General features: G+C 69.9%; 25 protein-coding genes and 2 pseudogenes. 12 read left to right on the forward strand and 15 right to left on the reverse strand.

Annotated elements, in window-relative coordinates:
• Window positions 1–68 precede the first annotated feature (68 nt).
• From ACF09C_RS34080 to ACF09C_RS34100, 5 genes are all read right to left on the reverse strand, one after another.
• A complete protein-coding gene (locus ACF09C_RS34080) occupies window positions 69–1082 on the reverse strand; it encodes a DMT family transporter (RefSeq protein WP_392097127.1) in 1014 nt (337 codons plus the stop codon).
• The gene (locus ACF09C_RS34085; RefSeq protein ID WP_392097128.1) at window positions 1060–2085 is read right to left on the reverse strand and encodes a TauD/TfdA family dioxygenase; all 1026 of its coding nucleotides are present in this window, start codon (window positions 2083–2085) and stop codon (window positions 1060–1062) included. The genes ACF09C_RS34080 and ACF09C_RS34085 overlap by 23 nt, the downstream gene beginning before the upstream one ends.
• Window positions 2082–2822, reverse strand: a complete 741-nt coding sequence (locus ACF09C_RS34090) for an SDR family NAD(P)-dependent oxidoreductase (protein ID WP_392097130.1) — start codon at window positions 2820–2822, stop codon at window positions 2082–2084. Before ACF09C_RS34090 ends, ACF09C_RS34085 begins: the two co-directional genes overlap by 4 nt.
• A 41-nt stretch (window positions 2823–2863) precedes the next feature.
• Complete coding sequence (locus ACF09C_RS34095; protein WP_392097132.1) at window positions 2864–3865, reverse strand: 2OG-Fe(II) oxygenase family protein; 1002 nt, start codon at window positions 3863–3865, stop codon at window positions 2864–2866.
• Between the two features lie 240 nt (window positions 3866–4105).
• Window positions 4106–4642: a GNAT family N-acetyltransferase gene (locus ACF09C_RS34100; protein WP_392097133.1), complete on the reverse strand. Its 537-nt coding sequence runs from the start codon at window positions 4640–4642 to the stop codon at window positions 4106–4108.
• A 209-nt stretch (window positions 4643–4851) separates the two neighbouring features.
• Here ACF09C_RS34100 and ACF09C_RS34105 point away from each other — a divergent pair, with 209 nt between their 5' ends.
• Window positions 4852–6069 carry an acyltransferase family protein gene (locus ACF09C_RS34105; RefSeq protein WP_392097135.1) on the forward strand — a complete coding sequence of 406 codons (1218 nt, stop codon included), beginning with the start codon at window positions 4852–4854 and terminating at the stop codon, window positions 6067–6069.
• On the opposite strand, the gene ACF09C_RS34110 is transcribed toward ACF09C_RS34105, so the two are convergent.
• The gene (locus ACF09C_RS34110; protein ID WP_392097136.1) at window positions 6059–6433 is read right to left on the reverse strand and encodes a hypothetical protein; all 375 of its coding nucleotides are present in this window, start codon (window positions 6431–6433) and stop codon (window positions 6059–6061) included. The two genes, ACF09C_RS34105 and ACF09C_RS34110, sit on opposite strands and share 11 nt — an antisense overlap.
• 161 nt (window positions 6434–6594) lie before the next feature.
• Here ACF09C_RS34110 and ACF09C_RS34115 point away from each other — a divergent pair, with 161 nt between their 5' ends.
• From ACF09C_RS34115 to ACF09C_RS34130, 4 genes are all read left to right on the forward strand, one after another.
• Window positions 6595–7440 carry a helix-turn-helix domain-containing protein gene (locus tag ACF09C_RS34115; protein ID WP_392097138.1) on the forward strand — a complete coding sequence of 282 codons (846 nt, stop codon included), beginning with the start codon at window positions 6595–6597 and terminating at the stop codon, window positions 7438–7440.
• Complete coding sequence (locus ACF09C_RS34120) at window positions 7422–7631, forward strand: DUF397 domain-containing protein (protein ID WP_392097140.1); 210 nt, start codon at window positions 7422–7424, stop codon at window positions 7629–7631. The genes ACF09C_RS34115 and ACF09C_RS34120 overlap by 19 nt, the downstream gene beginning before the upstream one ends.
• Window positions 7632–7702: 71 nt before the next feature.
• Complete coding sequence (locus ACF09C_RS34125) at window positions 7703–8272, forward strand: hypothetical protein (protein WP_392097142.1); 570 nt, start codon at window positions 7703–7705, stop codon at window positions 8270–8272.
• 87 nt (window positions 8273–8359) lie between these two features.
• A complete protein-coding gene (locus tag ACF09C_RS34130) occupies window positions 8360–9238 on the forward strand; it encodes an NAD(P)-dependent oxidoreductase (RefSeq protein ID WP_392097143.1) in 879 nt (292 codons plus the stop codon).
• Window positions 9239–9289: 51 nt separating this feature from the next.
• Here the strand turns inward: ACF09C_RS34130 and ACF09C_RS34135 are convergent, their stop codons facing one another.
• The 4 genes from ACF09C_RS34135 to ACF09C_RS34150 all read right to left on the reverse strand — a co-directional run bounded on the left by ACF09C_RS34135 (window position 9290) and on the right by ACF09C_RS34150 (window position 14158).
• Window positions 9290–9691 (reverse strand): hypothetical protein, encoded by a 402-nt coding sequence (locus tag ACF09C_RS34135; RefSeq protein ID WP_392097144.1) that lies wholly within the window; start codon window positions 9689–9691, stop codon window positions 9290–9292.
• A 138-nt stretch (window positions 9692–9829) separates the two neighbouring features.
• On the reverse strand, window positions 9830–11353 hold the full coding sequence (locus tag ACF09C_RS34140; protein WP_392097146.1) for a protein kinase: 1524 nt from the start codon (window positions 11351–11353) through the stop codon (window positions 9830–9832).
• Entirely contained in the window at window positions 11350–11904 is a 555-nt protein-coding gene (locus tag ACF09C_RS34145) for a hypothetical protein (RefSeq protein ID WP_392097148.1), read from the reverse strand. The genes ACF09C_RS34140 and ACF09C_RS34145 overlap by 4 nt, the downstream gene beginning before the upstream one ends.
• Before the next feature lie 160 nt (window positions 11905–12064).
• Window positions 12065–14158: an N-6 DNA methylase gene (locus ACF09C_RS34150; RefSeq protein ID WP_392097150.1), complete on the reverse strand. Its 2094-nt coding sequence runs from the start codon at window positions 14156–14158 to the stop codon at window positions 12065–12067.
• Between the two features lie 248 nt (window positions 14159–14406).
• On the opposite strand from ACF09C_RS34150, the gene ACF09C_RS34155 reads away from it, so the two are divergent.
• Window positions 14407–15189: a DUF4352 domain-containing protein gene (locus ACF09C_RS34155; protein ID WP_392097152.1), complete on the forward strand. Its 783-nt coding sequence runs from the start codon at window positions 14407–14409 to the stop codon at window positions 15187–15189.
• Window positions 15190–15266: 77 nt separating this feature from the next.
• On the forward strand, window positions 15267–16040 hold the full coding sequence (locus ACF09C_RS34160; RefSeq protein WP_392097154.1) for a hypothetical protein: 774 nt from the start codon (window positions 15267–15269) through the stop codon (window positions 16038–16040).
• Window positions 16041–16168: 128 nt separating this feature from the next.
• On the opposite strand, the gene ACF09C_RS34165 is transcribed toward ACF09C_RS34160, so the two are convergent.
• Window positions 16169–16915 (reverse strand): N-acetyltransferase, encoded by a 747-nt coding sequence (locus ACF09C_RS34165; protein WP_392097156.1) that lies wholly within the window; start codon window positions 16913–16915, stop codon window positions 16169–16171.
• Between the two features lie 42 nt (window positions 16916–16957).
• Window positions 16958–17176 (reverse strand): annotated as a pseudogene (locus tag ACF09C_RS34170) (HNH endonuclease family protein); the annotation flags it as partial.
• 87 nt (window positions 17177–17263) lie between these two features.
• On the opposite strand from ACF09C_RS34170, the gene ACF09C_RS34175 reads away from it, so the two are divergent.
• From ACF09C_RS34175 to ACF09C_RS34190, 4 genes are read left to right on the forward strand one after another with little or no spacing between them, the layout of a single operon-like run.
• On the forward strand, window positions 17264–18748 hold the full coding sequence (locus ACF09C_RS34175) for a tyrosine-type recombinase/integrase (protein WP_392097158.1): 1485 nt from the start codon (window positions 17264–17266) through the stop codon (window positions 18746–18748).
• A complete protein-coding gene (locus tag ACF09C_RS34180; protein WP_392097160.1) occupies window positions 18745–20550 on the forward strand; it encodes a hypothetical protein in 1806 nt (601 codons plus the stop codon). The genes ACF09C_RS34175 and ACF09C_RS34180 overlap by 4 nt, the downstream gene beginning before the upstream one ends.
• On the forward strand, window positions 20547–22682 hold the full coding sequence (locus ACF09C_RS34185; RefSeq protein ID WP_392097162.1) for a hypothetical protein: 2136 nt from the start codon (window positions 20547–20549) through the stop codon (window positions 22680–22682). Before ACF09C_RS34180 ends, ACF09C_RS34185 begins: the two co-directional genes overlap by 4 nt.
• Window positions 22679–23191 carry a hypothetical protein gene (locus tag ACF09C_RS34190; protein ID WP_392097163.1) on the forward strand — a complete coding sequence of 171 codons (513 nt, stop codon included), beginning with the start codon at window positions 22679–22681 and terminating at the stop codon, window positions 23189–23191. Before ACF09C_RS34185 ends, ACF09C_RS34190 begins: the two co-directional genes overlap by 4 nt.
• A gap of 34 nt (window positions 23192–23225) precedes the next feature.
• Here the strand turns inward: ACF09C_RS34190 and ACF09C_RS34195 are convergent, their stop codons facing one another.
• From ACF09C_RS34195 to ACF09C_RS34205, 3 genes and pseudogenes are all read right to left on the reverse strand, one after another.
• Window positions 23226–24353: a DUF6183 family protein gene (locus ACF09C_RS34195; protein WP_392097164.1), complete on the reverse strand. Its 1128-nt coding sequence runs from the start codon at window positions 24351–24353 to the stop codon at window positions 23226–23228.
• Between the two features lie 66 nt (window positions 24354–24419).
• Window positions 24420–25127, reverse strand: a complete 708-nt coding sequence (locus tag ACF09C_RS34200; RefSeq protein ID WP_392097349.1) for an HNH endonuclease family protein — start codon at window positions 25125–25127, stop codon at window positions 24420–24422.
• Window positions 25128–25244: 117 nt separating this feature from the next.
• A pseudogene (locus tag ACF09C_RS34205) lies at window positions 25245–25718 on the reverse strand (HNH endonuclease family protein); the annotation flags it as partial.
• Window positions 25719–25838: 120 nt separating this feature from the next.
• Here ACF09C_RS34205 and ACF09C_RS34210 point away from each other — a divergent pair.
• Window positions 25839–26030: an antitoxin gene (locus ACF09C_RS34210; protein WP_392097166.1), complete on the forward strand. Its 192-nt coding sequence runs from the start codon at window positions 25839–25841 to the stop codon at window positions 26028–26030.
• Window positions 26031–26214: the final 184 nt, after the last annotated feature.

Consider the following 26214-nt stretch of genomic DNA (forward strand, 5'->3'; position numbering starts at 1 on the left):
CGTTTCGGCAACGCGGCGAGGCGCCGTGCCAGACGCCGCGGCCCCGGTCATGATCCGCCGGACAGGCCCTAAGGGGCCTGGTCCGACGCGGACTGGGCGGGGATCCGCCCGTCCGCCGTCGCCTGCTCCTTCTCCTTCGTCCGCCCCTTCTCCTTCGCCTTGATCCACATGTCCCGCAGGCTCTCCAGCATCGACGCGAGGAAGATGACCGCGCCGCCGAAGATCTGCGACAGGCTCAGCGACTCGCGGTTGACGAGCCCGAAGAGGCTGGCGAACACGAGGTCCAGGTTGAAGATCACCGAGGTGCGGGCGCTGCCGACGCGCCGCTGGTAGCGGGTCTGGAGGTAGATCGCCAGGGCGGTCGACAGGACGCCCATGAAGACGACCGCGATCCACACCCTGGTCTCGGTCAGCGGCGCGAGGTCCCGCTTGAACGGGAAGTACAGCAGCGCCAGGGTGCCGAACAGGACCTGGAAGAAGCCCAGGGCCAGCCGGTCGACCTGCCCGGACTCGGGCTCCGAGGTCAGCTTCCCGATGATCGAGATGGTCATCGCGATGGCGAAGGCCGCGAGCCCGCCCCACAGATAGCCGACGGAGATGTCGTCGAGGTCGGGCCCGAGCACGATGAACGCGCCGATGACACCGACGACCACCGAGGCGAGGTCCACCTTCGACGGCCACCCCTGGCCGAGCGCGGCCGAGACGAAGGGGATGAAGACGATGCACATCGTCACGCAGAACGCCGTGCTCGCCGAGGAGAGGTAGTGCAGCGCGTAGCTCTGGCTGACGATGTTGAGCGCGCTGAACAGGCCGAGCACGAGCCCGCCGAGGACGGCCTTGCGGCTGGCGCGCAGCGCGACCGGCAGGGCGAACGGCAGCAGCGCCACCGTCGCGACCAGCGAGCGGGCGAACGCGTACAGACCGGGGTCGACCACCTCCACCGCGTTGTGCGTGAGCGGAAAGCCGATGCCCCAGATCAGCGGGATCGCGAAGATCGCCGCCAGGGCGACCCGGTCACGCGTCCGCTCGGCCTTGAGGTCGGCCGGCGGCACGGCACGGTCATCGGTAGTCGACGTACCCATAGAACTTCCCCGGCTCGTAGTTCCACGTCACGGTCCGCTGCGCGTCGCCGAGCAGCATCTCGGCGCGGCGCAGGTCACGCGAGACCAGCAGCCGCTGCAGCCAGCGGTCGGTCCCGTCGTAGCGTGCCGTGAACGCGGTTCTGCCGTGCACGGTTTTGAGATTGTCGAGCAGCAGGGTCTCGCCGGGACCGAGGTCGACCGCGTACATGTTCTCGTGCAGGACCACCCGCAGCCGGTCGAGGGCGGCCTGGGCGCGGGGGTTCGTACCGGCGATGTACTCGTCGTCGTACGCGATCATCGGCGAGGCCGGGTCGCCGAACAGGACGCGGATCGCGGGGCCGTTGCCGCGCGCGGCGTCGCTGTTGCCGAAGTTGTAGTCGACGCTCGTGCGGAACTGGAACGCGGAGAGCGTCTCGATGTCCTCGGCGCTGAGCAGCGGCAGGATCTCGTCCGCGCCGATCACCAGCGTCTTGGCGACCCCGGCCGGGTCGCGGCGCAGCCCGCTCAGCATCAGGTAGTCGGGCTGGACCGGGTGGTAGATGTTCTCGTTGTGCAGGTCGAGGATGACGGCCGAGCTGTCCGAGGAGATGTTGGTCTCGTTGTGCTTGGCCGGCCGCACGTTGTGGATGATCGCGCCGTTGCGCTCCTGGCTGTAGCTGAAGGGCTCGCCGAGCAGCTTGCCGAGCATGATCAGCGTGAACTCGCTGTAGTAGGTGCCCTTCCCGTTCTCGATGTCCTCGGTGGACTCCGTGGTGGGCATCAGGTCGGGGTCGATCGCGCCGTTGCGGATGAGCAGGCGTCCGCCGGGTCCGCCCTTGCGCTTGAAGTCGAGCAGCGCGCGGACGTCGTCGTGGTCGAGGGTGGCGAGCGCCTCCTCGGCGTGCGCGGCGGTGCGCTCGAACTCCCGGTACGGGTTGGCGCGGACGGCGTGCCGACGGATCGCCTCCGACCAGGAGGAGATGTCGACGGTCGGCATGGGGATCTGGGTGGTGGTACGGGTCACAGGGCTGCCCTCGCAGTCTCGCCGCCGTCGACGATGTAGTGCTGACCGGTCATGAAACGCGCGTCGTCGGAGGCCAGGTAGACGAGGAAGCCGGCGATCTCGGACGGGTCGGCGTGCCGGCCCAGCGGGATGTTGGCGTTGACCTCGTCGAGCATCTCGTCGGTGTACTCGGCCCGCTGCATGGGCGTGAGCACGGCGCCCGGCGCGAGCGCGAGCACCCGGATCTCGGGGGCGAGCTCGACGGCCATCGTGCGCGAGAGCGCCAGGATGCCGGCCTTGGAGGCGTTGTAGTCCGCGTAGTGCGGGAACGCGGCGAGGCCGTTGATCGAGGACATGTTGACGATCACGCCCGCGTCCATGCGCCGGACGGCCTCGCTCGCGACGTAGAAGACGCCGTGGAGGTTGGTGTCGATCACGGCCCGCCACTGCGCGGGGGTGATGGAGCGGAAGCTCTCGTGCCGGACGCTGACCCCGGCGTTGTTGATCACCACGTCGAGGCGCGGGAAGGTCCGGTCCAGTTCCTGGAAGGCCGCCGCCACGGCGACGTCGTCGGACACGTCCACGGTGATCGCCGCGGCGATCTCCGGAATGGCCGCCACCGTTTCCTCGATGGCGCCCTTGTCGCGGTCGAAGAGCGCGACGAGCGCGCCTTCTTCGACGAACCGGCGGACGGTCGCCTGACCGATTCCGCTGGCGCCGCCGGTGACCAGCACTCTTTTCCCTCTGATGCCCTGCATCAAGAAACTCCCCTGGGTGTCGGATGTGGCTTCGGAACGGATCACAGCTGCTCGAATACGTTCCGGTCCGGGATCTCGAAATCCACCGGCCACTTTCCGGAGTCGACGCGCTCCTTGATGTACGGGAAGTCGCGGTAGAGCTGCCCGAGGAGGTGGTGTCCGACGACGATCCTCTCGTCGCTCGTGCCGAATTGCGGCAGCACGCTCAGTTCGGTCTCGAAGTCCAGGTTCATGAAGAAGGGGAAGCTGTAGCGCTCCTCGCCGGTCGTGACGACCCGGTGCAGGAGCGACTTCACCTTCCCGCCGGTGATGAACTGGAGCATGTCGCCGCCCATGACGAGCAGGGTGTTCTTGAAGACGGGCAGGCCGCGCCAGGACTGCGAGGCGCGGTCGTACGCCAGCAGGCCGGGCGAGGTCTGGTGGATGAGCGTGAACAGCTCGTAGTCGGTGTGCGCGCCCATGGACGTGTCGCCGCTGTTCACGAGCACGTCGTTGGGGACGTAGTGGATCAGCCGCAGCTGCGAGGCGGGGCGGGTGATCCAGGGGTCGAAGTACGCCTCGCCCTCGCCGACGCCCTGGGCGATGAGGCGCAGGATGTGGCGGGAGATGGCGAAGTTGGCGGCGTAGTACGCCTCGGCGGTCGCGGCCATCCCCTCGACGCGGGAGGGGTAGCTGTTGGGGCCGACGAGTTCGAAGCCGAGACTGCGCTCCACCGGCAGGGGCTCTGCCTGGTAGCCGATGTCGAAGGCCTCGTAGGTCCGGATGGACTCGTCGCCGTACGCGCCCTGTTCGGTGACCGGGACGTAGCCGCGGTGGTGATCGGAATCTCCGATGTAGAACTCCATCTTCGACTCCACCGGGGAGTCGAAGAAGCTCTTCGAGACGTCCTGCAAGGACTTGAAGAGCAGCGGAGAAATGACCTGGTCAAGGTCGGAGAGATAGAAGTACCCGGTGTCGGCGAGGGTTTCCAGGACGTGTGCGGGTGTCACGTCCCCGGAAAGTATTTCCTCGTAACTGATGACCGGGATGGAGTGAATCGCCATGTAGGGGCTCCCCCGAGCTCCATGCTTTCGGACAGATCTTGCCGACCGAGATTTTGATGGAGCCCGGAAAGGAACGTCAATCTTCCACTTGTGGTGGTACACAACGCAATGATTGAGCGCCGAACAACGCGGCCCGCTTTGTTCGACTTTCCTCCGGTGTCGGCGCAATGGAACAGGCCAGCCTGGCCATAACCCACCCCATGGGGTGTGACTGCGATCACACCCCACCCACCGTTTGGATTACGGGGCGGTTACGCCACCGGTCGTGCCGAATCGGACATCCAGCCGCCAGCGGACCTCGCCATCGAGCCACACGTCCGTGGGCGCGAGCCCGACGGAGGACGCCACGGCGGCGGAGGCGGCGTGGTCCGGGTGGATGTGCGCGAGGACCGCCCCCACGCGCGCGTGGGCCGTCAGCCACTCGACGAGACCCGCCACGGCCTCGCGCGCGATCCCCCGCCCCTGCCACGGCACCCCGACGACCCAGGCGACCTCGGCCTCGCCCTGCTGGACGGTGGCCTGCACGGTCCCGACGAACCGCCCGCCCTCCGGCTCCCTGACGACCCAGTTGCACCAGGAGACCCCCGGCTCCGGCGACCCGGCGGTCTGCCGCTCGTACCGCGCCCGGAGCGCCGAGACGGTGGGCGGCTCGCCCCCGATGAAGGAGTACAGCGCGGGATCGCCGAGCACCCCGGCCATCTCCTCGGCGTGCTCGACCGCCAGGGGCTGGAGGGTGAGGCGGGGCGTCGTGATGATGTCGGCCTGAATCGTGTTCACGGGCCAAGGATGACGCCTACCGGTGCGGCGGACGAGGGGCGGGCGGGACACAGGCCAGGGGCCGCGCGTACCCCGGATTCGCCGCAGTCAAGCAGGCTGGACCGCAGATGCCGCAAGGTGACGAAGGCCACCTACTCGCCGGTTGCGATCAACCTGTGCGCCGACTGTACGGTCCCTGTGCAATGTTCGTTCAAGGGGAGGCTCCCGCCATGCCCGGCATCAGGCGAGCCAGCAAGAAAGAGCCGGGCACTCGCCTCTTCGCGCTGGACGGCATACGGATCACGGCGGCACTCGTCGTGGTCCTCTACCACTACATAGGGCTCAACTCCGCGTGGGACAGGAACACCGCGGAGCTGTTCCCCGCGCTGCGGCCCTTCGCCCTGTACGGCTGGCTCGGCGTCGAGATCTTCTTCATCGTCAGCGGCTTCGTCATCTGCATGAGCGTGTGGGGACGCACGGTCGGCGACTTCGCCGTCTCCCGGGTGTCCCGGCTCTTCCCCGCCTACTGGGCGGGCATCGCGCTGACCGCGCTGGTCCTCTGGTTCGTACCGGAGGTGCACGAGCTGCGCCACATGAAGCAGTGGAGCGACGTCCTCATCAACCTGACCATGATGCAGGGCGGCCTCGGCGTCGGGAACGTGGACCACTCCTACTGGACCCTGTTCGTGGAGCTGAAGTTCTACGCCCTCTTCGCGCTCGTCGTCCTCCGCGGTGTCACCTACCGCAACTGCATCCTCTTCTGCGGTGTCTGGACCCTGGCCGCCATCGCCGCGCCGACCACCGGCTTCCGGCTCCTGCACTTCTTCGCGATGCCGCAGTACGCGCCGTACTTCATCGCCGGCATCGCCTTCTACCTGATGAGCCGCTACCGCCCCACCCTGCTGCTGTGGGCGATCGTCGCCGTCCAGTTCCTGCTCGCCCAGCACTACGTCCGCGGCCGCATGAACGTGAACCTCGGCCGGCACCTCTCCGAGCAGCTGCCCACCTGGCCCGCGCGCCTGGTCATCGCGGTCGGCTTCCTCCTGATCGCCGCCGTCGCGCTCGGCTGGCTGAACCGGATCCAGTGGCGCTGGCTGAAGACCGCCGGGGCGATCACGTACCCCCTCTACATCATCCACATGGCCATCGGCATCACGCTGATCCACCACTTCCGCGACGACGTCGCACCGGTCCCGCTGGTCGTGGCCGTGACGGCCGCGATGCTGGCCCTGGCCTGGCTGATCCACGTCTGCGTGGAACGCCCGCTGTCCAAGCGCCTGCGGACGGGGATGCGGCGCGGCATCCAGGAGATCCGCCTGAACACGCCCGCTCCGGAGCCCGCCCAGGCCCCCGAGACCGGTTCCGGCTCCCTCTCCGTCCCGGACGCCTACGAGCCCCCGCGCGAGCCTCAGGTCCGCGAGCCGGCCTTCTCCTCCTTCAGGCAGTGACCGGCCCCTCCTCCCCCTCCGCGTGGTCCTGCCGCAGGTGACTGCGGAGGAGGACGTTCGCGTCCGTCTCGGCGCTGCCGTCGAAGCACGCGCGGGCCTGCCGCCGCCGCACGGCGAGGTCGGCACAGACCTCGCAGTCGGGCACCGGGGTGGGTGGGCGGTCCGGGTCGACGGTACGGGTGCGGGTGTATGTCCGCGTGTTGGCGGCCCTGACCCCTGCGCTCAGCCGCTCCTCCGGGGTCGCCGGCCGGAGGGTCGCCGGATCGGCCTGCCACTCACGGCCACCACCGACGGGCCTGAGCATGGCGTACGGCCCGACGCTGCCGCGGAACTCCCCTACCACACAAGCCACTTTGTCGTACATGAAAGCGCCGCACTCCATGGATTCCCGCCCTCCTCGTGAATTACCCTCTGTGATCCGGGCACTACGAGAATGGACCCCGGACCGAGGAACGATGAGCGCTGCAGGGCCGTACTTCCCCACGTCGCGCGGGTAGTTCCACATCTTCCACAAGGGAACGCGTGATGCCGGCGAGACGGGTGGTGACGGGCCGCAGCCAGGAACCGCGCAAGCGGTTCGCGGAGGAGCTGCGCAAGCTGAGGGCCGAGCGAGGCGACAGCCTGCGGCGCCTCGGCGAGGTGGTCGGCTGGGACTGGTCCCTCTTCTCCAAGATGGAGAAGGGCGAGACACTCGGCGGCCCGGAGGTGGTCCAGGCGCTGGACACGTACTACGGGACGTCGGGGATGCTGCTGGTGCTGTGGGAGCTGGCGTTGGGGGACCCGACGCAGTTCAAGGAGCGGTACCGGAGGTACACGGCGCTGGAGGCGGAAGCGATCAGCCTGTGGCACTACGCGGCCTACGTGCTGCCGGGACTTCTCCAGACGGAAGCCTACGCACGCACTCTGATGGAGTCGGGGGGCGCCTTCGAGGGCGACGAGCTGACCCGGCAGGTCGCGGCGCGCATGGGGCGGCGACTGTTGCTGGAAGGGGACAGTGCACCCACATTCCGCACGATCCTCTCGGAGACGGTGCTACGCACACCGCTACCGGTCCGGGCCCAGTGGCAGGAGCAGCTGGAGCATCTCCTCACCGCAGGCGACCGTCGGAACATCACCATTCAGGTGGTACCGCACGCCGCGGGCCTGTACGCCCTCGCGAACACAGACGTGATGTTCCTGAAGCCGACGGACGGCCGAACGGTGGCATGGGTGGAGACTGCATACTCCGGCGAAGTCGTCGAGAGCACAGCCGCCGTCGACCAACTCCAGCACCGATACGATGTCGTCCGTGATCTGGCCCTTTCCCCGGCCGACTCAAGGAAGTTGATTCTGCGGACGTTGGAGGAAGCATCGTGCGAGCCATCGATCTGAGCACCGTTACATGGCGCAAGAGCTCCTACAGCAACGACGACGGCGGCCAGTGCCTCGAAGTCGCCGACGCCCTCCCCCACCTCGTCCCCGTCCGCGACAGCAAGAACCCCACCGGCCCCGCTCTTCTCATCGCCGCGCCCGCGTGGGGGGCCTTCGTCGACGGCGTCAAGGGCGGCGGGCTCAGCCAGTGAGCTGATTCCCCGTTGGTGGTTGAGTACGGGTACTCAAGCGGGCGTTGGCCCGCAGCCAGCAGAGTACGGGCATGCGATCAATTCACCTTTCGAAGTCCCTGCTGGCCGCCGCGCTCGGTGGCGTCGTCCTCTTCACCGGCGTCAGCACGCAGCAGGCCACCGCCGCGACGGTGACCAACCCCTTCGAGTCGCGGTTCCTCGAAATGGCGGACCTCATCGCACAGAGCTGCGCCCCGGCCGCACCGCTCGGTAGCGCTGCCGCGGCCGAGCCGTCCCCGGACACCACCCTGCCCGTCCTCGTCGACCCCGTGCCGCTGTCCGAGGAAGAGAGCTGCGCCGCCCAGACACACCAGGCGCGCATCAGTAGAGCGTTCTCGGGGACGGGCGCGGCCTCGTACACGGATCTGCGGAACAGGCTGATGCAGCTGAAGTACCCGCCGGCGCGCATGTACCGCATGCCGGACTTCTCGGGTGAGCCCCGGGTCAGGCTCGATCTGCGTGTCGGAGCCGAGCGGCTGGCTCTGGAGGTGACCGACCTCGGCAACGGTGTGATGGTCGAGGCCTTCGGCGTTCCGGACGGCCTGAAGGTGACCGAGGTGCGGCTGGTGCCGCAGGTGGACCACCCCACGCTGGGGCACTGACAAAAAAGTCAGTTCTTGTCCGCGGCGGGGTGGCCGCCCAGCATGGGGGACACAGCCACCCCTCCCCTCACAGACAGGAGCTCCCCCATGCCCACGCACCCTCACCCGCCCGTGACCGTCGTCGGACTCGGATCGATGGGGCGGGCTCTCGCCGAGGCGTTCCTCGACGCCGGGCACCCGACGACCGTCTGGAACCGGACGCCCGCCAAGGCGGCGCCTCTTGTCGCCAAGGGGGCCGTGCACGCGAACGGGATCGCGGACGCCGTCGCCGCGAGTCCGCTGGTCGTCGTCTGTCTGACGACGTACGAGGACACCCTGGCGGCCCTGGAGCCTGCGGCCGCGGCGCTCGACGGGCGGGCGCTCGTGACGCTCAACAGCGGGTCGCCCGCCGGGGCCCGGCGGATGAACGCCTGGGCCGTGGAGCACGGCGCGCGGCACCTCGACGGGGCTGTGAAGGACGTGCCGTCCGCCGTCGGGGGCGAGTCCACGCTCCTGTACTACGGCGGGGACCCGGGCGTCTTCGACGAGTTCGAGGCGACCCTCCGGGTCCTCGGCGGGGACACCGTCTTCCTCGGGGAGGACCCCGACCTCGCCGCTCTCTACGAGATGGCCGTCGGCGGCACCCTGCTGCCCGCGCTCGTCGGGTTCTTCCAGGGCGCGGCGGCGCTCCGGGCGCGGGGGCTGGACGCCTCGTCCATGGTGCGGTTCAGCGTCAAGTGGTTCGAGATGATCAATTCCGTACTGCCCGTCTTCGCCGAGGAGATCGACCGGCGCGACTACAGCGCGCCCGGCTCCTCCGTGAACCTGTTCCTCGCGGGGGCCGCCGGTGACGAGGAGTTCGCCCGGGAGGCCGGGCTCGACACGGGATGGCACGAGCCGTTCCAGGAGCTGCTCAGGCGCGCGGAGGCGGCCGGCCACGGCGAGCACAGCATCACCGCGCTGACGGAGGTCCTCGGAAAGGAGTGAGGGCCGGACCCCGCCGGGTCCGGCCCTCACCTGTGCCTGAAGACGCTGCCGTTACTTGACGGGGTTCAGGCAGAGCACGAACTTGTACGACTCCAGCTGCTGCGCCAGCGCGACCTCGCTCACGTCGCCGCACTTGTTGACGTCGAAGGTGTCGTCGATGACCTTCACGACCTTGTACAGGTCGGGGCCCTTCTCACCGCACGGCTTGTTCTCGACCTGGGGGTCGTTCTCCTCGCCGGTCACCTGCACGCACTCGCCGACCTTGGCGGCCACGGGCGCGTCGCCCGTGAGGTAGGGAAGGCCGAGCTTCCAGAACAGGATCGCGGCGATGGCCACGACGATGCTGAGGATGGTCTTGCCTATGCTGCGCTTCTTCTTCGCCGGCTCGGTGGGAACGGGCGCGGACTCGGGCGCGACAGGCTGCTGCTCGGGGGAGGCGGGAGGCGTCGTCATGAGAGATTCCTTGGGGACGTGAGCATGATCAGACGCGAACGCTACATCGCCCCGAACGGGCAAAACGGACCCGAAAGATCCACTTCCCCATCAGTTGTGGATCCGTGATTCTGGCGCCCCGTCAGGCTCGTCCGTCCCTCAGGCGAAGCGGCCCATCTGCTGCTGCCGGGCCAGCGCGCGCCGCAGGTCCGTCGGCAGCGCGTGGTACGGGCCGTACGCCCGCTCCGTGTCGTACAGCAGCGCCTGGAGCTGCTGGTGGGCCGCCGTGTGGTCGCCCATCGACAGGAGCAGGTTGCCGATCCGGCGGCGGATGTCGAAGTACCGCGCCTGGTCCGCGCCGTGCTCCAGGAACGGGAGCAGTGCCCGGTACTCCGTCAGCGCGGCGGCGGTCTCGCCGAGCTGCTCCAGACACTGCGCGGCCTCGTAGCGGAACTGCAGGGTCTGCGGGTCTGCCGGGCCCGCCTCGTTGGCTCGGTCCTCGGCGAGGCGGCGCAACTCCGGCAGGGCGCGGCGGTACTGGCCGTCGTCCATCAGGGTCGTCGCGTACTGCTTGCGCAGGATGCGGACGACCGGCGAGTGCTCGCCGTGCTCGGCGGCGGCCGCGGGCAGGATCGAGCCGAGCAGGTCCACGGCCCGGGTCAGCGAGCCCTCGCCGAGGAGCCGCTTGACCTCGTCCACGGTGGCGGCCACGTCCGGGCGGGAGACGGGCTGCGGCGGGACCGGCGGGGTCACCGGCGGGGGCGGGGCCGAGGGGCGGTCCGGCCAGGGCGCGTGCGGGCGCAGGAAGGGGCGGGTCGGGTCGAGCGGTCCTGCCGGGGCCCCGCGCGCGGGGAGCATCGGCAGCAGCGCCTCGTAGACCTCGTGCGCCCCGGAGGGGCGGTGCTGCGGGTCCTTGGAGAGCAGCCGCAGCACGAGCGCCTCCAGCGCCTCCGGTACCTCGGGGCGCAGCTGGCGGACCGGCAGCGGCGGCTCGTACAGGTGCCGGTGCAGGACGCCGAGCGCGGTGGAGCCGGCGAACGGGACGTTCCCGCTGAGGAGTTCGTGGAGCAGGACCCCGAGCGCGTACAGGTCGGTGAACGGGCCGACCGCGCCGCCCATGGCCTGCTCGGGCGCCATGTACGCGGGGCTGCCGATCGGCGAACCGGTGTGCGTGAGGCGGGTGGTGTCGGTGTCCAGGACGGAGGCGACACCGAGGTCGAGCACGGTGAGGGTGCCGTCGGATCGGATCATCACGTTCCGCGGCTTCAGGTCGCGGTGGACGATCGGCACCGCGTGCACGGCGGCGAGCACCGCGCACAGCTGCGCGGCGACGGAGACCGCCCACTCCCAGGGGTACGGGTCGTGCTCGGCGAGATGGTCGGCGAGGTCGGAGCCGTCGACGTACTGCATGACCAGGTACAGGTCGTCACCGTCACTGCCCGCGTCGTGCACGGTGACCAGGCCGGGGTGGTCGACCTGCGCCGTCACCCGGCACTCGCGCACGAAGCGGCGCCGCAGCTCCTCGGCGGCGGTCGCGGGTCCTGTCATGGTGGCCGGGCGGAGCAGCTTGACGGCGACCCGGCGGTCGAGCCGCCCGTCGTACGCCGTCCAGACCTGGCCCATGCCGCCCTGGCCGATGACGGTGGAGAGTTCGTACCGGCCGCCGATGACGCGTCCGTTCACTTATCGCCCTCGTCCTTGCGGAGGAGGTTGCTCAGCTCGTCCAGCTCGGCCCGCACCTGGTCGATGCGGGGGTTGGAGGGCGGCGCGGCCGGCTGCGGCGGAACCACCGGCTGGGCCTGGGGCTGGGGCTGGATCTGCGGCTGCTGCTGCGGCTGGATCTGGGGCTGCGGCTGCTGCTGGGCCGGGGGGACGTAACCGGCCTGGTGGCGCGGGACCGTCGACGCGTACGGGTTGAACGGGGCGGCGGCGGGCCGCGCGGGCGCCACGAGACCGAGGCGGACCTTGTCGTGCTTGATGTCGGCGACCAGGAAGTAGACGGCGAAGCCCAGCGCGTTGAGGAGGACGATGCTCATCGCGACGTCCGCCTGCGTGGTCTCCACGTCGTCCGGCAGGAGGACGAGGCCGGTGATCATCACGGCCGCGGAGACCCCGCAGAGCACCCAGTCGTACGCGCGCCTGGTGACCACGGCGAGCCGGATCATCGTCGCCCAGGTCAGGAACCCGATGCTGAACAGCGGCAGCAGCGCGAACAGCACGCGGAGCACGATCACCGACGCCGGAATGGCACGCTGCGGTGACGGAGGCGGTGGCGCATAGCCGTGGCCGTACATTCCTGCTCCTGGGCATTCGGTTCGGTTGCAGGGACGAGCGTATACACCGACGACGACAACGTCTCCGGGGTTGGGCCGAACCGTTGCCGGACCGATCCGTTCAGGGCGCCACCGTGCCGTCCGCGAGGCCGTCGTAGAGCCCCTGGACCAGCTGCTCGCCGAGCCTGCCCGCGAGGCGCAGGGCGTCCTCGAACTCGGCGAGGGCGCGGAAGCGCTCGCCGTACCGCCGCTGTTCGGCGAGCGGGAGCCGCGGGAGCTGGAGGCGGCGGACGTCGAGGCGGGTGGCGGTGGAGGCGTAGCTGCTGGCCTGGCGGGTGTTGGTGGTGCCGCGCAGGAAGCCGGCCAGGAACCAGGGGTCGAGGGCGGCCGGGTCGGGGCGCAGGAGCTGGAGGTTGCGGCCGAGCGCGGCGCCCGCGGTCGCGGAGTCGACGACCCGGGCGAGCGAGCCGCCGCCGAGGACGGGGACGACCACGTCGCCGGGGGCGAGCAGGACGGGCTCCTCGGGGGCGCCGTCGGGCAGGGTGCCGGAGGGCGGCTGGGCGGCGAAGACGTCGTTCTCGGTGAGGACCCGGGGCGGGGCGCCGGTGCCACCGGCGAACGCGCTCGTGCCCGTGCCGCCCGCGCGCAGTTCGAGCGCGCCCGTGCGGGCCAGTTCGCCGACGGTGACACCGGTGGGCCGGGCGGCGGCGGCCGCCGGGTCGCCCGCGCGCGTCGCGGCGTCGGCGGGCAGCGCGGGCGGCGGGGTGAGCGCGACCGTACGGCCGAGGGTCTCGGCCAGCCGGTCCCGCACCGCGAGGAGTTCGGCGGCGCCGCCGCCCGCCGCGGGCGGCGGCAGATGGCGGGCGGGCGCCAGGTCGACGTCGTCGTCGAGGAGTTCGATGACGGGCACGGAGCGGCTCGCGCCCGGGGTCTCGGTGACCGTGCCGTGCTTGTCGAAGGGCAGCCAGGCGTCGAGGACGGCGGTGTGGACGGCCTGCCAGTCGAGCTTGTCGCGGCCGGCGCCTGCCAGGTGGTCGGCGGTGGTGTCGACGAGCAGCAGCTCCGGTGAGGGGGTGACGCCGACGGCCGGCTTGCGGAGCACCCAGAGGTGGAGCGGGATGCCGTACGGCGGGGCGGCCCCTGCGGGCAGGGCGACGACGGCCCGCAGGGCGCCCCTGCGCAGGAGGTCGGCGCGGATGCGGCGTCCGGAGCGGCGGGAGGCGGCGGCGGGCGGCATGAGGAGGACGGCGGTGCCGCCGGGGCGGAGCCGGGCCAGGGCGTGCTGGACCCAGGCCAGCTCGGACTCCGTACGGGCCGGGAAGCCGTACTCCCAGCGCGGGTCGTAGGCCAGTTCGTCGTGGCCCCAGTTGCGCTCGTTGAACGGCGGGTGGCAGAGCACGGTGTCCGCAGCCAGCTGCGCGAAGGCGTCGGCGCGCAGGCTGTCGCCGGTCCGTACGCGGATGTCGGCGTCGCAGGCGAGGGCGAGCCGCAGGGCGGTCAGCGCGGCCAGCTCCGGATCGGCGTCCTGGCCGTGCAGGGCGCCCGGCTGCTCCACGGCGCGGAGCAGCGTGCCGGTGCCGGAGGCCGGGTCGAGGACGGTGGGGCGGGGGCCCGCGGCCGGGGCGGCGAGGGCGGCCATCAGGGCGGCGGGCCCTGCCGGGGTGAGCGTGTACTGGCGCGGGTTGGCGTCGAGGTGCCGTCCGAGCAGGAACTCGAAGGCCTGCCGGGCGCCCGTCTCGGCGGCGAGTTCGGCGGCCCCGCGCAACAGGGGGACAGAAGGCCCCAGTTCGGCCGGGCTCGGGGCGAGCACGGGCCTCTCCAGGCCGAGGCGTTCGGTGAGTACCTCCTCCAGGGCGACCGGCAGGGTCTCCGCGAGCCGTTCGTCGGAGACGGCGGCGAGCTTCGGCCAGGCGCTGGAGCGGTCCCGTACGAGCAGCAGGACGCAGCCCGCGTGGGCGAGCGCGGTGACGGCGCCCGCCGGGTGGCCGGCCACCTGCTGCCAGACGCGCTCGCGGAGCGGCACCTCGGCGAGCTTGCCCTGGGCGCGCAGCCACCGTTCGACGTCGGCGAGCGCGAAGGAGGGGCTGGTCTCCGTGCCGCCCACGGGGCGGGGGAAGTCGGCGTGGCGGCGCCGCCAGTTGCTCACGGCGGCCCGGCCGACCCCGGCGAGCCGGGCGATCCCGGCGGCGGTCACCTCTGCTGCGTGCTCCGGCACCTGGCGCCTCCTGTGCGTTTCCGCGCGTTGTCCCTGCGTACCCCGCGGACCCCTGTTGTGAGCCCCGATCTTACCGATGGGCGCAAGACCCACCGCTTCACAGTGTGAGTCGACATGAATCCTGTGAACCGTGTTGACTCGGTTCACAGGCTCTGGTCTTATTGGGTCATCGCTCCACGGGAATCCGGTGGGGCCTCGCTCACCACCGACTCGTCATGTCACGTCACGTCATGTCCTGGAGGACACCCATGTCGTACGACACCCAGATCCCGCAGGCGCCCCACGTCGCAATGCGCAACGGGCTCGGCACCGCGGCTCTGACCCTCGGCATCATCGGTACGGTCTCGGGCCTCATCCCACTCCTCTTCTGGCTGGCCGGCATCCTCGGCCTCATCGCGCTGATCCTGGGCCTGGTGGGCAGAGGCCGCGTCAAGCGCGGCCTGGCGAACAACAAGGGCGTGACGACGACCGGCGCGGTCCTCGGCCTCGCGGCCCTGATCCTCTCGGTGGTCGGCGCGGTGATCACGTTCACGGCCGTCAGCGACGCCGTCGACGAGATCAAGAAGGAGGTCGACGCCGCCGCCCCGAAGGACCCGTCGAGCGGTACCGGCAAGGGCGACGCGGGCAAGGGCGACGCCGGCAAGAACATCGCCAAGGGCCTCGCGGCCGGCGACACGGCGGAGTACGAGGACCTGAAGGTCTCGGTGTCCGAGGCGAAGCCGTACAAGACCGACCAGCTCGCCGAGGGCAACAAGGCGTATCAGGTGACCGTCGTCATCGAGAACAGCGGCAAGGGCAAGTTCGACGCCACGCTCGCGACGCTGTCCGCCCGCGCCGGCAAGGACGGCGTGACCGCCGAGCAGGTCTTCGACGACAAGGTCGGCACCGGCTTCAGCGGCACCGTCCTGCCCGGCAAGAAGTCCACGGTCGTCTACGCCTTCGAAGCCCCGAAGGACGCGAAGACCCTCTCCGTCGAGGTCAGCCCCGGCCTGGACCACGAGGCCTCCCAGTGGGAGCTGAAGATCGGCTGATCCCCTGGCCTCCCCCGGCCCCTCCCCCACCACCCCGTAAGCCCGTAACCGCCGCTCCCACCCCCGGAGAACCCACCATGTCTGCCGCCCGCCACCCCCGCACCCGACGCGCCCGCCGCGCGGCCCTCGTCTCCGCGCTCTGCGCAGCCGTCGCGCTCGGCGCCACCGCCTGCGGGCCCACCTCCGGCGAGGCGAAGGCGCCCGCCGGGCCGTTCGGGGACCTCACCGGACCGCAGATCGCCAACAAGGCGATCGCCGCGACCAAGAAGGCCGACTCGCTGACCCTCGACCTCGCCGCCAAGACCACGGACGGGCCGATGAAGGCCTACCTGGCGATGGACACCACCGGAAAGTGCGCCGGCACCCTGTCCGTGGACACGACGGGCACGGCCGAGCTGATCAAGGCCGACGACAAGGACGTCTACCTCCGCTTCGACGAGGCGTTCCTGAAGGCGCAGGCGAAGGGCGAGCCGGCCGAGGTCCAGGAGGCGATCCTCAAGGAGCTCAAGGGCCGCTGGGTGAAGACCCCGGTGACCGACCCGGACGCCAAGGACAACCTCGAACTGTGCGATCTGAAGGCGCTCCTCGGCGACTTCGAGGAGGGGATCAACTTCGCGGTCAAGGGCAAGGAGACCACCGTCGGCGGCAAGAAGGCGCTGACGCTCACCGAGAAGTCCGGCGGCGAGACGACGACGGTCTACGTGGCGACGGAGGGCGAGCCGGTCATCCTGAAGGTCGTCGCGGCGGGCGGCGAGGAGCCGGGGACGATGACGTTCACGGACTACGGCAAGCCGGTCCAGGCGAAGGTGCCTGCGGCCAAGGACGTCATCGACGAGAAGAAGCTCGGCTGACGCGCGAGGGACCGGGCGCGGGACCGGGCGAGCGCGGAACGTGCGAGAAGGGTGTGAGGGCCGCCGCTGGGGAGTGGCCCTCACACCCTTCTCGCACGAGAGCCCTGTTCACACGCGGGCGGTCGCGTTCACAGGCTGTGCCGGACCCATATGTTCGGCTCGACGTAGACCGCGTAGCCGCGCGAGGCCTCGCAGTGCACCGGCACCAGCGCGCCGGTCACCTCGACCGGCCCGTCCGTGTCGAAGGGCAGCCCGGTCCAGGCGCGCCACTGCTCCACGGAGGCCGCGACGGTCATCGAGGCCGGGCAGACCGCCTCCACCGTGCCGCCCGCCCGGACATGGACCCGCAGCCACGGGTCATGGGGCAGCCCGTCCGACTCCCGCGTACGGAAGGCGTACTCGTGGATGGAGGACGTGGCCTCCAGGTGCTTGCCGTTCGGCCGGACCGGGGCGACGACCTCGGCGAAGCCCAGGCGCCGGGCGTTGTCCCGCATCGCGCCCAGCATCCGCCCCGAGAGCCCCTGCCCGAGCGCGCTCGTGTCGACCGTGACCTCGATCGCGCTCACCGTGTCGGGGGCGCGGCCGTGCCGCCGGTCGGAGAACGCCCACATCAGGACCTGGTCCCAGCCCGTGGCCGGCAGCTCGCCGCGCCCCTCGGCCCGGAGCTGGAAGGGGACGCTCAGCGCGCGGGCGACGACCTTGCCCTCGGCGTCGGTGGCGACGAGGACGTACTCCGGCAGTTCGGCGACGATCCGGCCGTAGTGGGACCAGCCCACCGGATCGTTGACCGTGAACTCCGGCCAGAGGTCCTTCATCGCCCACAGCGCGCCCTGGAGTTCGGGGCGCTCGGCGAGGGTCGTGATCGTCAGTTCCATGGGGCGGAGGCTAACGACCGTTCGCGCAGGTGAGGAAACGATTTACGGCAGCTTCTGGTCCGGGCAGCGGCCGAGCACCTTCTTCATCGCCTCCTGCTCGCCCCGGGTGACCCAGACCCCGTACTTCTTCTTCACCGCGACCTGCGCCGCCACGTACGCGCAGCGGTACTCCTTGTTCGGCGGCAGCCAGGTCGCCGCGTCGCCGTCGGACTTGCGCCGGTTGGTGGCGGAGTCGACGGCGAGCAGGTTGAGCGGGTCGTTTATGTCGGCACCCGTAACTGTCTCACCGACCTCTCCGTTATGTGCGCGTACAGCTTGTCTCACACCGGGGAGGGTGGCTCGCGCGTGATGGAGTTGGAAGAGGCGGATGCCAGTGCCGGGACGCCGGTGCTACTGCACCGGACGGCGCTCGGGGCGCCACCCATCGACCCACTTCGCTTCGACGGGGGCGCGGTCCTTCAGCGAGCCGGAGCCAACGAGGGCAGACCTTTCATCCTCGGACCGGACGGCGGCTACGACCACCACCTGAACCGCTTCCTGCGCGACCTGGAGAACTGGGGCGTGCGATCGGAGAACAGCCGCATCGCCTACAGCACCGACGTCATGCTCTACTGCCGCTTCCTGCACGAGTCCCGGGGCGGCAAGTCCATCTGGGACACGAACGGTGCCGACCTCCGCGCCTACAAGGCCGTACGCCTTCACGGCGACGGACCGGGCAGCGTCTCGGTGGCGACCTGGAACCGCTCAGTCGCCGCACTCGACAAGTGGGTGCAGTGGTCGCTGTACGAGGAACTGCTGCCCGCCGAGCCGTTCCGGTACGTCGACAAGACCGTGGTGTCCCCTCAGGGGCCGAAGCGCGTACGGGTCAACGCCGACGCCGAGCCCGAGGTGCCCCGGCAGCCGATCCGGTTCCTCTCACACGAGGACTTCATGCTCTGGCGGGACGTCGGGCTGCGCGGGCTGTTGCCGGACGGCTCTCCGGACGCCAAGTGGCGCGGGCGCAACGGCGAACGCAACGCTCTCTTCGCCGACCTCCTGGTCTGCACCGGCATGCGGCTGGGCGAGGCCGCGAGCCTGCTGACGACGGAGCTGCCACCGGTGACCGGCAGACGCCTGATCGGCGACATCACCGTCTCGGCCGCCGTAGCCAAGCGCGGCAGGACACGCACGGTGTACGTCCGCCCCCGGGTGGCCCGCGACCTGCACCACTACGTCGGTATGGAGCGTGACGAGCTGGTGCAGCGGCGGCGCGTCCGAGGCGTGTACGAAACGGATGCGGACCGACTGCCGGTACGCCGGGTGAGCCGGCACGCGCTGGTGGTCGAGAACGGAACGAGCTGGTCGTACTCGCGCATCGGTGCGGCGGACCGGGCACGACTCGTCCAGGTCAACAGCCGAGGAAGCACGGTCGGTCCCCTGTGTCTGTGGCTCGGTGAGAACGGACTGCCGCTGCGGCGCAGTACCTGGCAGTCGGTCTTCCAGCGGGCGAACGAGCGGTGTGCCGCCTTCGGGATCGATTTCGACGTCCACCCGCACACCCTGCGGCACACGTTCGCGGTGCACATGCTCGGCCTGCTGCTGCGACAGACCGTCCGGGCACTCGGCATGCGTGAGGACCGCCGGTTCACCCACGCGGAAGTGAAGCGCCTGCTCATCGGCAACCCCCTGCGCAAGCTCCAACTCCTGCTCGGCCATCGCCACGAGGCGACCGTCTACACGTACCTCGACGTCCTGGACGAGGCCCAGGAGATCGTCCTCGCCGCTCTCGGCGACTGGGACGAACAGGCCGCCGCCTTCGAGCGGATCCCCTTGGATGCGGAGGAGGACCGGTGAGCCCGCGCCGCGTCCGCTTCCCTGCCGCTGTCGAGACCCCCACCGCGGCCGAGCCCGTGCCGACGATCGGCCCCGTGATCTTCACCGTGGATCTCAACGGGAGTCCCGAAAGCATCGACCTGTCAGGGCTCCCGTGTCCCCGTCTCACCCGCGCCCTCGCCACCGCACTCGCCGAAGTCATCAGCGCTCCCGGCACCCTGCGTGACCGCAATGGCGTCCGCTATGTCGTCAAACGCATCCGGGAGTTCGTCGAGTTCACGGCCGCTGTCCTACCGGACTCCGCCTCCGACCTGCGTCTCAGCGACCTGGAGCCCGATCTACTGGACGCGTTCGAGACGCGTCTGATCGCTCAGTACGGAGGGACGAGCAAGGAGCCGTACCTCACCATGACGTACCTCGTGCGGCTTCTGAAGCTGGTGCACGAGGCGCACCACGACGCCTTCGGGGCCGCCTTCCACGCCCGCCTGGGCTTCACGTCGGCGGCGGCCCATCGGGCGTCGAAGCCCCTCGACGCGTACCCGTTCCCGGTGCTCGACGCGTTGGAGAACGCCGCCCGGGACGATGTCGCCCGCATCCGTGACCGAATCCTGGAGGGCGAGAATCTGGCGGCCACGGGCCGCGACCCGCGCCAACACGGGTGGGATCGGCTGGAGAACATCCTCTGGTACATCGCACACCACGGCCCGCTGACCGTCGACGACGCCTCGTACAAGGTCCTGCGCCCCTTGGGCGGAAGAGAGGAACTCAACGGTCGTCTCCACCTCACCGCTAAGGATCTGGTGCCCTTCCTGCTCCTTCTCGCCTGTCAGACGGGCATGGAACCCGAGTGCATCCGGCAGCTGCGCTCCGACTGCCTGGCGAGTCCGGCACGCGGCTACGTCAGCATCGCCTACATCAAGAAGCGCGCCCCGGGTTCCACGCACAAGACGGTCAGGGTCACCGATGGCGGATCGCTGCGCTTCCCCGGTGGCGTGATCCGGCTGGCCCTGCGCCTGACGAAACGCACCCGCGAGCTGATCGACAGCGACGCACTGTGGTGCGACGTCGGTCGTCACGGGCAGGCCCGGGCACCCTTCGACGGTCCCCAGGGGTCGGCCGTGAGCCGGCAGTGGATGTACGAGCGTGGGCTCGACCGCCTCACCGACCGTGACGGCGGGCCGGTCGCCCTGGACCTGCGGCGGGTACGCAAGACCGTCAAGTCCCGTCAGTACCTGCGAGCCGGCGGGGTCCTTGAGGACTTCGCCTCCGGCCACACCCGGCCGGTCGCAGCGAAGCACTACGCGGACATCGGCGCGCACGAGGAAACCCACGAGCAGGCAGTGGAGGCGGGCCTTGAGCAGGCGCTCGGTGCGGCGCTTTCACCACCTGTAGTGCTGTCGGACGACGGCGCACGGCTCGACGACGGCCAGGCCTCACTGACCGCGCGCGAGATCGAGTCGGCGCTCTCCGGCGAGCAGGACGTATGGCTCGCCTCCTGCCGCGACTTTTTCGCCTCACCGTTCGCGCGCAAGCCTGGTGCTGCCTGCCCCGTCCCGGCCTGGGGCTGCCTGGAATGCCCGAACGCGGTGTTCACCAGCCGCCACCTGCCTAGCCTGCTGTCCTTTCTGGACTTCCTGGAGCGGCAGCGCGAGGAGTATCCGGCTGCTGAGTGGACCGCGCGGTTCGGCCTCGCGTGGGATCGCATCGTCCACGGTGTCCGCGCCCGATTCAGCACGCGCCAGATCGCCACGGCGCAGGTCATCGCCGAGGGCGGCGGCGATCACCTGCTGCTGCCCGCGTCGTTCCTGGAGGTCATCGCATGACTGCCGTCCCCAAGCAACGAACCGGTGATCACGACCTGCCCTCGGCCTTGGAGTACGTGCTCCCGGAGCGGCTCACGCTGGGCCTGCCGAGCCGGGGTCCGCTCCTGTCCGAGGACGTCTGGGACCTGCGGTGCGTGCTGCCCCGCACCTGGCGGACGTGGCGGCTCGACTTCGCGCAGATCGGCGATGCGGTGACACGGCGCACAGCGAAGGAGTACGTCGCCTCCCGCCTCCACCGGGGCTCCCTGGGCCTCGGCCCCATGAAGGCCACGGCAGCGGCCGGAGAGCTGCGCGTCTTCATCGCCGTGATGAAGGACCTGCGGGAGGTGGGCGCCCCACGGTTGTCCGCTGTTGGCCGTATGCACCTGGACGCCGTGTTGACGAGGTGGAAGCCCAGCCCGGGCAATGCCGTCCGCAACATCACACTTCTCAAACACCTCGCGGCGCACGGGCCGTTCCTGTCCCAGGACCGGCTGAACGTCCTGCCCTGGAACGGCCGCAGCGCCTATGCCGTCGCCGGGGTGCGGCGGGTCAAGGGAGAGAACGCCACCCCACGCATCCCAGAGGAGGTCCTCGCGCCGCTGCTGCGGGCAGCGGTCTTCTACGTGGAGAAGGCCAGCGGCGACATTCTCGCCGCCCAGCGGGAGATTGCCACGCTCGAAGCAGCACGCAAGGGCCGGAACCTCGGCCACGGCCAGGCACGCGAACGGGTTCTGGCCTTCATCGCCGAACGCCGCGCGGCCGGCCGGGGCATCCCCGCGCTCCCCCTCGAGACCGTGCACACCGTGCCCAACACCGTCACCGTCGACGGCGTACCGCAGAGCCCGAATCACCGCCTCGTCTCTCTCCTGGCCGGCTGCGGGAACGCCGCACACCTGCGACCGCTGATGGCCGAGGCCGGCAAGGACATCGGCTACGAGGAAGGCGGGTTGGACACTCCGATGTCCGAGTGGCCGACCACCGGCAGGCCGTGGCGCCCGCCGCTGAGCCCCGTCACGTTGGCCAACGAGCTGTCCTTCCTGCGCACGGCGTGCTGGATCGTCATTGCCTACCTGTCGGGAATGCGGGACGTGGAAGTGCGTGAGCTGGACCGCGACTGCGCCACTACCGAGACCGGTGCCGACGGGCGGCCCCGGTACAGACTCCGCGGACGGGTCTACAAGGGGAAGGACCGCAAGCTCAGCGGAGACGAAGCCGAGTGGGTCGTCCTGGACGTCGTACACCGCGCCGTTGCCGTGCTCAAGGAGATCAACGACGACCCCGGTCACCTCTTCGGCTACGACGGCGGTGGCCGCAACGGATACGTGCTCCTCAGCAACATGCCCCAGCGCATCAGAGCCTTCCGCAACCACCTCAACGATCTGTTCAGCACGGCGGATGAGCTCTATATCCCGCTGACGACAACGCCCCCGGACGTGCACTCACCGGACGAGGAAGACGAGGCCGAGGAAGACGCGCCAGAGCCCACGGCGCTTCCCTGGGCCTTCGACACCAGGCAGTTCCGGCGCAGCCTCGCCTGGCACATCGCCCACCAGCCCTTCGGCGTGGTCGCGGGCGCCCGCCAATACAAGCACGCCGCGATCACCATGTTCGAGGGATACGCGGGGACCTCCGCCTCCGGCTTCGCCGACGAGGTGGCCGCCGAGGAAGCCGTCGCCAAGCTCGACTACGTCGAGGACCTCTACCACGACTGGAACGAGGGCGGTCGTTCCGCAGGTGGTGCCGCTCAGCGCATCGAGGCCGAATTCGACCGCATCCGCCGTGAACTCGGTGACCTGCCGGGCGCGGTGGCCAGCCCGTCCCGGCTGAGGACACTGCTGCATCACCTGACCAAGACCCTGCACCCGGGCGTACTCAACGACTGCTTCTACCAGGCGGAGACAGCCGTGTGCCGCAAGCGGGCCAAGCCCCTGGGACGCCCCGTCCCCATGCTCGACATGTGCATGCGCTGCCCCAACTCGCGTCGCTCCGCCGTCCATCTGCCGCGCCTGGAGCGCGCACACGACATGGCACAAGCCGAACTGGGCGAGGCAACCGGCCTCCCGCGACTCCAGCAGCTGGCCATCACCGAGCACTTGGCCACGCTCACCCACTTGATCGCCGAGATCAACCACGAGGACACCCGCCGATGACGGATTCCACGAACGAGACCCTCCTGACCGTCCGCACTGCCTTCGCCCGCTTGGCCCGGGAGAACTCCGGGCTGACCGACATCGACCACAAGATCATGCGCGCCTTCGAGCAGCTCATGCTCGGCCGCCCCGAGATCACGGACGGCCGCACGTCGGCGGTGAACATCTGCGCCGAGGCCGGTGTCTCCCGAGCCTCGTACTACCGCTCTCCCGTCGCCCCGGTGATCAAGGGGATTCTCGGCTCTCCCGAGGCCAGACGTCCGGAGTCCGACGAGCTCAGGCAGGAGATCACACGCCTGAAACAGTCCGATCGGGAACTCCGGAAGGAGAAGGCGGACGAGATCAGAGAACTGCGTGCCACCGTCGCGGCGTACGCAAACCAGATCCAGGTCCTGGCCCTCAGGAACGCGGAGTTGGAGGCGGACACCCGGCGACTTCAGGCTCAACTCGACGGAGGCCGGAAAGACGTGGTCAAACAACTGAGGCGATCGCAGGAACCGGCCACCTGACTCCCTCAGTCGCAAGCAGCATGCAGGACGGTGCTCAGTCGGTGTCCGTCGCGGCCAGCACCGCCAGCCGTCGGCCTTCTGGAGAGACCGAGGCAAGGCCGATGTCCCAGGCCACGCGCTCGAACCACTTGGTGGCGGCGTCGAAGCCGTACCAGGCACACTCTCGTGCACGTGCTTCGACCGCCTCAGCAGGGACACCCTCCGCGGCCCCGGCGAGGCAGGCCAGGGACTGCCACGCGGCCAGTCGGCCGTAGGCACCGCGAGCACCGGAGTTGTAGGCCCCTCCCGAGGACGCGGCGGCGAAGAGCACCCGCCATGCCTGGTCCGGTGGACAGGCCACGACCGAGAAGGCGGTCTTCCTCCCCGCGTCCTTCAAGCACTGCAGCTCCAGCGTCAGCAACACACTCGGCACCGATTCGGCGTCCAGAGGAGCTGCCAGGCCGAAGACTCGTGCCTCGATTCGTCCGTTCGACTCCTCGGCCCAGTTCGCCACGGCCGCGCTGATGCGCTTGGCAACGGCAGGGGTCGTCGTCTCCTCGGCCGACGGCACGTGTGCCCCGCGTTCGACCGCCACACGAACGTTCTCCGACGGGCCGTACGGCATCGAGTGGCTGCTGCCCCGGGTGCTGTAGCTCGGCAGATCCGGCTGTCCCTCCACGTCTGACAGCGCCAAGGGCAGCCAACCCAGAGGATGGTGCTTCCAGTGTGGCGATGTCGCCCACCCTGCGATCCCCGGCGTCTCCGTGACTGCGACGCCCCTGAGCACGAGCTCATGGACCAGGCAGGCACGCAGCTCCTCAGAGGCGTTCCCGGTGAACGCCGCGGCGAGTTCCTCTGCGGGATGACCGGACGCCAGCAAGGATGCCGTGTAGTGATCCAACTCCCTTTGGGCGACTTCCGTCGAGGAGACCAGCCGCAGCGCCTGAACCACGTTCCCGGGGCCGGGATTGGTGGCCAGAAGCCGGAGCAGGTGGTCGAAGACGCTCCCGTACTGCCAGATCGGCCTGGGCTCGGAGCCATACGCCCCGGCGAGCGCGATGCCGAGGTCCGCGACGAAGGCAGCGTCCCCTTGTGCCAGACGACGGTCGGCCACCTTCCAGACGTCGGTAACACTCTTCAGGGCCGGCAGTTCCTTCACGATCTTCTGTATGCGATCAGCCACGGCAACGGAGCATAGGCGTCCCTCAGCGCAAAGGCGACGGCATTTCCCCAGGTCATCGAGGTGCTCTCAGTCCCCGCACTGCTTGAGCATCATTTCCTTGTCCGAGGCCGTCACTAGGAGCTCATACTTTTCCGCGACCTGTGCGAACCGCACCGCATAAGAGCACCGGATCGCCTTGTTCGGCGGCAGCCAGGACGCCGGCCCCGAGTCGCGCTTGGCAGAGTTCGTGGATCCCGAGACCGGCAGGAGGTTCAGCACGTCGTTGGCCAGCCGCTGCCGCTTCTCCTTGCTCCAGCGAGCGGCGCCCATCTGCCAGGCGTACGACAACGGCACTACATGGTCTATCTGCACTTCGGCGGCCTTCGCCTTCTTCCAGTCGATGTCCTTGCCGGTGTACGGGTCGTACAGGTCCATCGAGACGACCACGCAGTCGGAGCCGTCGCGGAACCGAACGTTCTGCCCGTGCAGCTTCAGCAAGTCATTCCGCGTGTCACAGCCGTTCCGGGCCAGTGGCACACCGTCCGCCGTGTCCATCCACGCGTAGCCGAACTCGTCCCGGTCGTATCCGGTCTTCGGCCCTCGCCCCTTGGTCGACAGCTTGAAGATCAGCTCACGCGCTGTCGTCTCGTCCTTCTCGGACGCGATCGGGGCAAGCCCGGGCTTCGTTCCGTCAGGGGCGGCCAAAGGGCTGGCTCCGTACTTGGCGGACGAGTCACCGCCTGATGAACCACTCTCGCCGGACAGTCCGCTTCCCGTACAGCCCGCCAGGAACATCCCGACAGCCAGTGCAGCACCGGCACGCAGCACGTCGCTCGTGAGACACCGTTTGGACACGCAGCCACCCCGCCCCTGAGACACGTCACCGTGAGACATCTATGCCGCCAACATAAGGTCGTTGGCGAAGCGGCGCCGCTTCTGCGCGTCCCACTTCTGCGCGCCCTTCTGCCAGGCGTCGGAGAGCGCGACGACATGGTCGATGTCGACCTTGCTGCGGCCCCGGACGAAGTCGATGCGGTTCCCGGTGTACGGGTCGTGGGCGAGGACGCCGGAGGCGACCGTGCAGCGGCCGTCCCTGAAGCGGACGTCCGTGAGGTCGCGCTTGAGGATGTCGTCGCGGGTCCCGCAGCCGTTGCCGTCGACGTCGGCCCAGGCACGGCCGAACTTCTCCCGCTCGTAGCCGGTCTTCGGCGCCCGGCCCTTCACCGTGAGCGCGTCGACGGCGAGGAGCGCGGAGCCACCCGCGCCCGGGGCGCCGGAAGCGCCTCCGGACGGGGAGCCGCCCGGGCTCTCCGTACAGCCGGAGGTTATGAGGACGGTGGCCGCGAGGGCGGCGGCGAGGGCGGAGGTCCTGAGGTAGCCGGTCACGCGGGGATCCTAGCCAGGCCGCCGCGTGGTCCAGACCATTCGGCGCTCGACGCGCGGAATCGACACCGGGCACGTAGCGTCGAATGAGCCGTACATCCCCTTCTGAAGGAGTCGTACACCATGGGGATCATGGACAAGCTCAAGGGCATGATGGGCCAGCACGGAGACAAGGCCAAGATGGGCGTCGAGAAGGCCGGCGACGCGGTCGACCAGAAGACCGGCGGCAAGCACGCGCGCCAGGTCGACCAGGCGCAGCAGAAGGCGCAGGAGTACATCGACAAGCAGCGCGGACAGGACCAGCCCCCGAGCTGACCCGACGGCTTCTCCGTCCCTCGGCTTCCGGCCGCGGGGGGGGGCCCCCCCCCCCCCCCCCCCCCCCCCCCCCCCCCGGGGGGCGGGGGGGGGGGGGCCCCACCCCCCCCAAGCGCGCACCCCCGACACCGCAACGAACAAAAAAAAAAACCCAACCGAACAGGCGGCGCGGGAGAGCGGAGCG

The organism is Streptomyces sp. NPDC014870, from assembly GCF_043081505.1.
Taxonomy (GTDB): domain Bacteria; phylum Actinomycetota; class Actinomycetes; order Streptomycetales; family Streptomycetaceae; genus Streptomyces.